The following is a 7342-nucleotide window of genomic DNA, read 5'->3' on the forward strand; positions in this document are numbered from 1 at the left end:
CTGCGCCTCGCCGCCGCTGAGCGTCGGGCTGGGCTGGCCGAGTTGAAGGTAGCCGAGGCCGGTGTCGGCGAGCAGTTTGAGCGGTCGTGCGATCTTCTGCACGGGCGCGAAAAATTCGGCGGCATCGGTGATGCTCATGCGAAGCACGTCGCCGATGTGTTTGCCGTTGTATTCGATCTCGAGAGTGGCGGCGTTGAAGCGCAGGCCGTTGCAGGTTTCGCAATGCACGCGCGTCGTCGGCAGGAAGGCCATCTCGACTTTGATCTCGCCGTTGCCGCCGCAGGTCTCGCAGCGTCCACCTTCGGTGTTGAAGGAGAAGCGGCTCGCCGTGTAGCCACGCGTACGAGCGAGCGGCACCTGCGCAAACAACTTCCGGATGTCGTCGAGAATGCCGACGTAGGTCGCCGGACAGGAGCGGCTCGTTTTGCCGATCGGCGATTGATCGATTTCGTGCACGGTCTGCAGATTTTCGAAGCCACTGACGCTCTTCCACGCCTTCGTGAATTTGGTTTTCGATTTGCTGATCTTCTCGCGCACGGCGGGCGAGAGCGCGCCATGCATGAAGCTGCTCTTGCCGCTGCCGCTGACGCCGGTGAGCACCGTCAAACGGGCGAGCGGAATGCCGACGTCGATGTTCTTGAGGTTGTTCGCATGCGCGCCGGTCACGCGCAGCCAGCCGTCCTTTGATTTCGCGGACGGCAGCGGTCGGCGTGAACCGCGCACGGGATGCTTCAGAGGTTTGTTGAGGCTCTGGCCGGTGATGCTGTGCTTGTTTTTGAGCACCTGCTTCAGGCTGCCCTGTGCAACGACCTGCCCTCCAAATTTGCCCGCGCCGGGGCCAAGATCGAGGATCGTGTCCGCACGTCGCATCGTTTCGTCATCGTGCTCGACGACGAGCAGCGAGTTGCCCTTGTCCCGCAGTGCGGAGAGCGTGTCGAGCAGCTTCTCGTTGTCACGCGGGTGCAGGCCGATGGTCGGTTCGTCGAGCACATACAAAACGCCGCGCAGATTGCTGCCGAGCTGTGCGGACAAACGAATGCGCTGCGCCTCGCCGCCGCTGAGCGTGTCGGCGCTGCGGTTGAGCTGCAAGTAACCGAGGCCCACCTCCTGCATGAATTTGAGCCGCTGCTCGATCTCCTTCACGATGTCGCGTGCGATGATCGACTCGGTGCCGTCGAACTTGAGCTTCGCGATGAGTTTGCCGGCCTCGCCCGCAGTGAGCGCGGCAAAATCCTGAATCGTGCTGCCCTGAAGCTGCACCGCGCGGCCGATCTCATTGATGCGGCTGCCGTGGCAGCTTGGGCAGGTCTGACGCGGCGCATCTTCTTCGTCTTCGCTGTTGAACCGACGTTCCTCCTCCATCTCCGCTTCGAGCATGGAGAGATCAGACTGGCGGTCGCTCAGGTCGAGCTTGCGACCGACGACGCCGAAGCCGCGGCAGTCCTTGCACCAGCCATGCGGGCTGTTGAAGCTGAACAGGCGCGGATCGAGTTCTTCGAATGACAGCCCGCACGAAGGGCAGCTCATCTCCGTGCTCAGCACCGGCGTCGATTGGTCGGCGAGCAGCAGTTTGATCGTGCCTTTGCCCATCTTGATTGCCGCTTCGACGAGAGAGCGAAGTTTCTCGTCCGAGTCGGTCTTCGTGCCCTTCGCGATCACCGCATCGATCGTGTGTTCCTTGAAGCGCTCCAGCCGCTGAAACCCCTCGGTCTGACGAAACTCGCCATCGACGAGCAGCGTCTCGATGCCGTGACGCTGTGCATGATCGGCGACCTCGTTGTGGAAGCCTTTGCGCGCCTTGATCAGAGGTGCCAGCAGATGCAGCGGTCCTTTGGCCGCCTGCTTCTTCACGGCGTTCAGAATCGCCTGCACGCTCTGCTTTTTCACCGGCACGGCGCAGGTCGGGCAGTATTGCGTGCCCAGCTTTGCAAACAGCAGGCGCAGGAAGTGGTAGGTCTCCGTCACCGTCGCCACCGTCGATTTGCCGCCGCCGCGCGAGATGCGCTGCTCGATGGCCACCGTCGGTGGCACGCCCGTGATCAAATCGACCTCGGGCTTCTCCATCTGCTCGACAAACGTCCGCGCATACACCGACATGCTGTCGAGGAAGCGCCGCTGTCCCTCCGCAAAGATCAGATCAAACGCCAGCGACGACTTGCCCGATCCGCTGAGACCGGTGACGACCACGAATTCATCGCGCGGAATGTCGAGCGAGATGTTTTTCAAATTGTGCTCGCGTGCACCGCGGATGGAGATGGCGTTTTTGGTTCCTGGTTCTTTGTTCTTCGTCTCGCGCTGCGTTCGCGATTCTTTGGAACGAGGAGCCAAGAACGAAGAACCAAGAACTGATTTGAGATACCGCCCCGTATGCGAAGCCTCGCACTTCGCCACGTCCTCCGGTGTTCCGGCGATCACGAGCGTTCCGCCCGCAGCGCCGCCTTCCGGTCCGAGGTCGATGACCCAGTCGGCGCATTTGATGACTTCGAGGTTGTGCTCGATGACGAGCAGGCTGTGGCCTTCGTTGACGAGGCGTTGCAGCAGTTTCACCAGCAGCGCGATGTCATCGAAGTGGAGGCCCGTGGTCGGTTCATCGAGCAGCAACAAGCTGCCGGAGCCGGGAAGCGCCTTCGGATTCGCCGGGTTCTCGATGAGATGCCCGATGAGCTTCAAACGCTGCGCCTCACCGCCGGAAAGCGTGTTGAGCGGCTGGCCGAGCTTCAAGTAGCCGAGCCCGGCCTCGTTGAGCATCTGCAGCTGCGTCACGATCTGCGCGGCTTTTTTTGACGACTCAAACAACGGGCTGCCAAACCACGCGACCGCCTCTTCGGCAGTCAAACCGAGCACGTCGTGGATGCTTTTGCCATGCAGCAGAATTTTGAGCGCATGCGGCTGGTAGCGGCGGCCTTCGCACTCGGGACAGGTCACGTAGAGATCACTGAGGAACTGCATCTCGATCTTCTCGTAGCCGTTGCCCGCGCAGCGTTCGCAGCGGCCTTCGCCGGAGTTGAAGCTGAAGAAGCCCGGCATGATGCCCTGTGCCTTGGCGTCTTCCGTTTCGGAGAACAACGAGCGGATGTGATCGAAAGCGCCGAGGAAAACCGCGGGCGTCGAACGCGGTGTGCGTGCCAGCGGCGACTGATCCACCATCACCACCTCGGTCAGCTTCTCGTATCCCGTGATCTTGCTCACACGGCCGGGTTCGTCTTCGCAGACCTCGCCGCGGAGCTTCTGCAGGTTCCGGTAGAGCACGTCATGCACCAGCGTCGATTTGCCGGAGCCGCTGACACCCGTGACGCAGCAGAACACGCCGAGCGGAATGTCCACGTTGAGCTTCTTGAGGTTGTTCTGGCGTGCGCCGTGGATGTTCAGATACTTTGTCGCCGCGCCTTTGCTCGCCTTTGCGTTGGTTCCGTTTGAGGGAGGAATGACAGCACGGCGCTGCGTTGGAACGGGCACGGATTTGCGTCCGAACAAGTAGTCGCCGGTGAGCGAGCCGAGTTTCGCGCTTAACTTCGACAGCGGTCCGCAGAAGACGAGCTCGCCTCCTTTGTCGCCACGTCCGGGACCGATGTCGATGACGTTGTCCGCGCTGCGCATCACGGCCTCTTCGTGCTCGACGACTAGCAGCGTGTTGCCTTTGTCGCGCAGACCTTCCATGACGCCGATGAGGCGGCCGATGTCGCGAGGGTGCAGACCGATGCTCGGTTCATCGAGCACGAAAAGCGTGTTCACGAGCGAAGCACCGAGGCAGGTCGTGAGGTTCACGCGCTGAAGCTCGCCACCGCTCAGTGTGCGCGTTTGACGATCGAGGTTCAGATAACCGAGCCCCGCTCGATCCATGTAGCTGATGCGGCTGGCGATTTCGTCGCGCAGCATCGCGGCGGCGTGGTCGCCCTCCTTGAGCTGCCAGGATTGCACGAGCGGATGCAGATCGCTCACCGGCAGACGCCACAGATCCGCCAGCGTGTGCTCGCCGATGCGGAAGTTGTGCGCCTCCTTCTTCAGACGGCCGCCGCCGCAGTCCATGCACTCCGTGTAGGCGCGGTAACGGCTCAGGAAGACGCGCACATGCATCTTGTAGCTGCGCGATTCCTGCCACTTGAAGAATCCACGCACGCCATACCACTCGCCGCGATTGTAGGCCTCCTCGGGATCATCGCGCGTGCCTTCGACGAGCCACTTGCGATCCGCGTCGCTGTAATCTTCGAACGGCTTGTGAATGTCGATGCCGCGTTTCCGCGCGGCGCGTTCGAGATCGAGCTGCGACTCGCCGTAGGTGCTGCCTTGAAACGGCCGCACGAGACCTTCGTTGATGCTCAGCGACTCGTCGGGAATCGCCTTGCCGATGTCGAGTCCGAGCGTGCGGCCAAAACCGCGGCACGTCGGACAGGCGCCGATGGGGGAGTTGAAACTGAAGAGGCCCGGCGTCGGCGCGGGAAGCGTGATGCCGCAATCCGCGCAGCTCCAGTCGGTGGAGAAGTGCCGGGTTTCGTCGTCGATGCTCACCGCCACCTTGCCTTTGCCAAATCGAATTGCCGCTTCGACCGCCTCGCTGATGCGCGCGCGCTGTTTCGTTTCGAGCGTGACGCGATCCTGCACCACCATCACCTGCGCGGGCAGTTTGCGTTCGGTGATTTCATCGAGGCGCACGATCTTGCCATACAACCACACCCGCACAAAACCCTGCGCCTGCAGGAAGGCGGCGAAATCGGCCGACGCCGTGTTCTTCGGCACCGGAACTGGGAAGAGAATGAGCGCCTGTCTGCCTGCGTAGCCGTGCAGCAGCGTGTGCAGAATGCTCTCCGCCGTCTCCGGCTTCACCGGCTGGTGGCACGACGGACACGTCGCCGAGGCGATGCGCGGGAAGAGCATCTTCAGGTAGTCATTGATCTCCGTGATCGTGCCGACCGTCGAGCGCGTGCTGCGCATGTTGTTTACCTGCTCGATGGCGATCGCCGGCGGAATGCCTTCGATCGAATCGACCTGCGGCTTGTCCATGCGCTCGAAGAACTGCCGCGTGTAGGGCGAAAACGTCTCCACATAGCGCCGCTGGCCTTCGGCATAGATCGTGTCGAACGCCAGCGACGACTTCCCCGAGCCGCTCGGCCCCGTGATGACATTCAGCTTCCCCAGCGGCAGATCGAGATCGATGCCCTTCAGATTGTTCTGCCGCGCTCCGCGGATACGGATGACGTCATGGGACAGCTTGGCGGCAGTTTTTTTGGCAACACGAGGCATGGGGGGAGCGCGAGAGTAGCGATACGCCCCGAAGTGGCAAACGGGCGCTGTCCGCGACAAAGAAAATGTCGTTTGGACAGGTCTCCAGCTTCAGTGGCTTAACGCATCAAGCACATGGCTCGATCAGGCATTCTACATCGCCAACTCCCGCTTGGTTCGAGGCGTGCCAGGCAGACAGAGTCTCGATAACGGCGTCACGCGACAGAGCTGCAAAAGCGATCTTCCTACTGCTTGGCAATTCATCGGAAATACCGCCCTCATGATCATGTTGCTCGTGAGGAGTGCCTTCACTGCATTTGCGGCAGAGTATCCGGAGGGTGGACCAATCTTCAATTTTGAGATTCTCTGACTCGGCTTTGCACAACTCCTTGATCTCGGACTCCAAGACTTGATTCACTTCGACAACAAAGGTGCCCATCTTGGATCGCGCTAGAATTTGCAATTCGTTGAAAACAGGAACCTCTTCACCGTCGGTTTTGCGTGTTCCAACCGGTTCACCATCGATGAGAAGCAAGTCGCCACATCGGTGCAGGCTGTCTTCTGTCGGCACATTTTCGATCCGGGCTCGTGCGGGATCCAAACGACGGCACCAAAGTACCTCGTTGTTGGTTGTTTTCAGGCGAATGGGGACGTTTCCGAACTTCAATTCCACCGGCTCATCAGACACTTCCATCTGGACTCCTGCATGACACCAAGCCTCTCTGGCTTGGCGCCATTGACTAAGCGCCGTGGCTGCGATCCCAACATTCCACCACGAGCCTTCGAAATCAGGCCGGAGCCGAGTGCTATTAAGAGAGGCTACAAGACATTCCTCCCAATGGCACAGCCATTTTTCAACGACTCCAAGACCGAACTGCGCCTCCCATGAAAATGGCAATACCTCGCATGCTTTTTGAAAGAGCCGGGCTGCGTCAGCATAGTCATCGGCGTCGTAACGATCATACGCACGACGAAGAGCACGATCATGCCGGAACTGACGGAACATGGTCTTATTTCCCCAGCGCCTTCTCCAAATCCTCCACCGTCGTCACGGGGGCCTGGCAGGTGAAGTTTTGGCAGACATAGGCGGCGGGTTTGCCGCTGACGGGTTTCATGCCGGCGATGGCTTCGTTGTGCGTGGCGAGCCATTGCTGTCCTGCGCCGCCGTCGGCGTGCAGGAGGGCGGCGTTGGGGAGGAACTGTCGATGGAGATGAGTGGCGAGCGTTTTGAACTCGGGCGTGGCGGAATCGCCGGCGAGGACGATCTGTTGTTTGCCGCGATGGTGCAGGTCGAAGGCGATGGCCATGACGGGGACGGAGCCCGGACTGCTCTGCAGCGTGGAGCCGAAGAGGGCGAAGATTCTCTCCGCCTGCTGTTTGTGGCCGTCGTTGGCGAGCAGGGCGCTGAGGCGCACGAGGTTGAGCGCGGCAAGCGAGTTCGGCGAAGGTTCGGCGCCGTCGTAGTCTTCCTTGATGCGGAGGACGCTGTTCGGCATGTCGGTGTGGACGCTGTAGTAGCCGCCGTCCTTGGTGTCGAGGAAGAGCGCATCCATCTCACTTTGCAAAGCGGCGGCCCACTGGAGCCATTTTACGTCGAAGGAGGCCTGGTAGAGATCGAGCAGGCCATGAATGAGGCAGGCGTAGTCGATGGCGAAGGCTTTCGGGCCGCGCTCGCCTTCGCGCCAGGAGCGATGCAGGCCTTTGCCGGGCGTGGTGCAAAGCTGATCGTGGATGAACTGCGCGGCACCGGCGGCGAGCGCGATGGTTTCGTCGTCGCCGAACGCAGCTCCAGCGCGGGCGAGGCCTGAAATCGCGAGCCCGTTCCAGGCGGCGATGATTTTGTCATCGAGATGCGGGCGCGGACGTTTGGCGCGGGCCTCGAATAGCGTGGCGATGCCCTTGTCGATGATCGCTTTGATTTCCTCGGGCGACTTTTTGAAGTACTCGCCGGTCTTCTTGAACGACACGGCGCGGTAGAGGGTGTTGAGGCCCTTGAGTTCGCCCTGCGGATCGCTCTCCGGACGCGCGTTGCCATCGCGTCGTGCGCCGTAGGCATAGCGGAAGATGCTGCCGTCCTCCTTGCCGAGCACTTCGTCGATCTCCGCAGCCTTCCAGACATAGAAAG

The 7342-nt window shown here is 61.1% G+C and carries 2 protein-coding genes and 1 pseudogene; all 3 read right to left on the reverse strand.

Annotated elements, in window-relative coordinates:
- Positions 1-5238 (reverse strand): excinuclease ABC subunit UvrA (uvrA, locus tag KDL09_RS01025; RefSeq protein WP_294380426.1); only part of this gene is annotated, 5238 nt, incomplete at its 3' end.
- Positions 5239-5344: 106 nt separating this feature from the next.
- The gene (locus KDL09_RS01030) at positions 5345-6223 is read right to left on the reverse strand and encodes a hypothetical protein (RefSeq protein WP_294380428.1); all 879 of its coding nucleotides are present in this window, start codon (positions 6221-6223) and stop codon (positions 5345-5347) included.
- A gap of 4 nt (positions 6224-6227) precedes the next feature.
- Positions 6228-7342: pseudogene (locus tag KDL09_RS01035) on the reverse strand (thioredoxin domain-containing protein); the annotation flags it as partial.

It is taken from the genome of Prosthecobacter sp. (assembly GCF_020439865.1).
In the GTDB taxonomy this organism is placed as follows: domain Bacteria; phylum Verrucomicrobiota; class Verrucomicrobiia; order Verrucomicrobiales; family Verrucomicrobiaceae; genus Prosthecobacter.

Coding starts and splice junctions, on each gene's coding strand:
- KDL09_RS01030 (WP_294380428.1), bottom strand. CDS start 6,223: ATGTTCCGTCAGTTCCGGCATGATCGTGCTCTTCGTCGTGCGTATGAT.